The sequence below is a fragment of the Kitasatospora sp. NPDC004240 genome, assembly GCF_053603215.1.
The window spans coordinates 1-2,629 of the sequence record NZ_JBSGFD010000413.1 but is presented as its reverse complement, the minus strand read 5'-3'; the positions used below and the strand labels follow the sequence as shown (position 1 = coordinate 2,629).

The window sequence follows — 2,629 nt, the reverse complement described above, 5'->3', positions numbered from 1 at the left end:
CATCCGAGCAGGGCGACGGCGAGGAGCGTCCCGCCGATGCCGCCCTTGCCGCCCTTGAGGGCGGCGCCGCCGAGCGCGGCGGCGGTGATGGCCTTCAGTTCGAGGCCCTCGCTGCCGGAGACGGGCTGGCCGGAGCCGGTGCGGGCGGTGAGCAGGATGCCGGCGACGGCGGCGACGGTGCCGATGAGGGCGTAGACGGCGATCAGGTACTTGTTGATGGAGATACCGGCGAGGCGGGCGGCGGTGTCGTTGCCGCCGATGGCGTACAGGTTGCGGCCGATGTCGGTGTACTTGAGGAGCAGGTGCACGGCGACGGCGGTGAGGATGAGGATCCAGACCATGACGGGCAGGCCGGCGATCTTGCCGCGGCCGAGGAAGACGAAGACGTCGTCGTTGAGGACGTAGCCCTGGGCGCGGCCGTCGGACAGCAGCTGGGCGACGCCCTTGTACGCGGCGAGGCCGGCCAGGGTGGCGATGGTGGGGTTGACCCGGCCGTAGACGATGACCACGCCGTTGACGACGCCGACGAGGACGCCGACCCCGAGGGCGGCCGCCATGCCGAGGTAGGCGTTGGAGTCGGTGGCGGTGAAGGCCATGGCACTGACCACGGAGGCGATGCCGGCCTGGGAGCCGACGGAGATGTCGAGGCCGCCGCAGATGATGACGACGGTCTGCACGACGGCGAGCAGGCCGGTGATGGTGGCGGCCTCGGCGATGACCTGGAGGTTGTTCAGGCTGAGGAAGTTGTCGTTCAGGGTGCCGAACAGGGCGAGCACCACGACCAGCGCGCCGATGAGGCTGAGGTTCTGCCCGCCCACCGAGGCCAGGACCGCGAACCGGCCCCGGCCGGAGGTGTCGGGCGCCTTCGTGCTCGTGGGGGCGTTGCGGGTGGTGCTCATGCGGGGGCTCCAGGGGTGTGGGCGGTGGCGAGGTCGTCGGCCATGGCGAGGTGGAGGACGGCCTCCTCGGTGGCGTCGGCGCGGGCGAGTTCGCCGGTGATGCGGCCGTTCTGCATCACGACGACGCGGTCGGCGAGTCCGAGGACCTCGGGGAGTTCGGAGGAGATCACCAGGACGGCGACGCCGTCGGCGGCGAGGTCGGCGATGATCCGGTAGATCTCGGCCTTGGCGCCGACGTCGATGCCGCGGGTGGGTTCGTCCAGGATGAGGACCTTGGGGCGGCGGGCGAGCCAGCGGGCGAGGACGACCTTCTGCTGGTTGCCGCCGGACAGCTTGCGCACCTCCTGCTCGATGGAGGGCGTGCGCACCCGCAGCCGGTCGGTGTACTCCTGGGCGAGTTCGCGTTCGGCGCCGCGCCGTACGAAGCGGAAGCGGCGCAGGCGGTCCAGGACGACGGTGGAGGTGTTGTCGCGGATCGAGCGGTGCAGGAACAGCGCCTGGGCCTTGCGCTCCTCGGGGGCGAGGCCCAGGCCCGCGCGGATGACGGCGCCGGGATCGCCGGAGGGCAGGGGACGGCCGTCGAGGGTGACGCTGCCGGAGCGGATCGGCAGGTCGCCGGCGAGTGCCAGGGCGAGTTCGGAGCGTCCGGCGCCGATCAGGCCCGCCAGGCCGACGACCTCGCCGGCGTGGATCCGCAGGTCGATGTCACGGACGGCGTCGGTGGTCACGCCCCGGACGTCGAGCATCAGCCGGTCCGTCGCCACGCGTTCGCGCGAGAACATCGTGGACAGGTCGCGTCCGACCATCAGGCGCACCAGTTCGCCCTCGCCGGTGGTGGCCGCGTCCTGGACACCGACCAGGGCGCCGTCGCGCAGGACGGCGATGCGGTCGGCGAGCTGGAAGATCTCCTGCATGCGGTGGGAGACGTAGACGACGGCGACCCCGTCGTCGCGCAGGCGGCGGATGAGCGCGAACAGCGCCTCCACCTCGTTCTCCGAGAGGGAGGAGGTGGGCTCGTCGAAGGCGATGAGCCGGGCGTCGCCGGTGAGGGCGCGCAGGATCTCCACCAGCTGCCGCTGGGCGGGGGTGAGCTGTGAGCCGAGCAGGTCGGGGTCGAGGACCTTGTCGAAGCCGAGGCGCTTCAGGTCGGCGGTGATGCGCCGGCGCAGCTCGGCGCGGTCCAGCCGACGGCCGGCCCTGCGGGGCAGGGCGCCCGCGTAGACGTTCTCGGCGACCGTGACGTGCGGGATGATCTCCGGTTCCTGCGGGATGATCCGGATCCCGGCGCGGCGGGCGTCGGTCGGCGAGGCGAGCTGGACGGGCTCGCCGTCGAGCAGGACGGTGCCCCCGGTCGGCTGGTGGTCGCCGGTGAGGATCTTGAGGAGGGTGGACTTCCCGGCGCCGTTCTCGCCCATGAGGGCCGTGACCCGGCCGGCCGGGAAGTCGAGGGTGACACCGTCGAGCGCCCGTACCGCGCCGAACCGCTTGGAGAGCTGTCGCACGCCGGTGGCGCCGGACGGGCCAGGGGTGGGGGGACGGGGGTCCGGGTTGGTGTCGTGGGCTCTGCTCATGCTGTCACTTCCGTCGTACGGGGGTCGAGGGGGCCCGTCCACCAAGGGGTCGAGGGCCCGTCCACCAGGGGCGCCGTGTCCGCGGGCGGTGGCCCGCCGGCGGCCGGCCCGGCCGGCGGGGGTGCCGTCTCCGGCCCCGGGCTGCAGGGTCGCCGGGGC

General features: G+C 73.0%; 2 protein-coding genes. Both read right to left on the bottom strand.

Annotated elements, in window-relative coordinates:
• Positions 1-899 (bottom strand): ABC transporter permease (locus ACWEQL_RS42140; RefSeq protein ID WP_452156870.1); only part of this gene is annotated, 899 nt, incomplete at its 3' end.
• Positions 896-2,470: a sugar ABC transporter ATP-binding protein gene (locus ACWEQL_RS42135; protein WP_452156868.1), complete on the bottom strand. Its 1,575-nt coding sequence runs from the start codon at positions 2,468-2,470 to the stop codon at positions 896-898. The genes ACWEQL_RS42140 and ACWEQL_RS42135, both read right to left, overlap by 4 nt.
• Positions 2,471-2,629 lie beyond the last annotated feature (159 nt).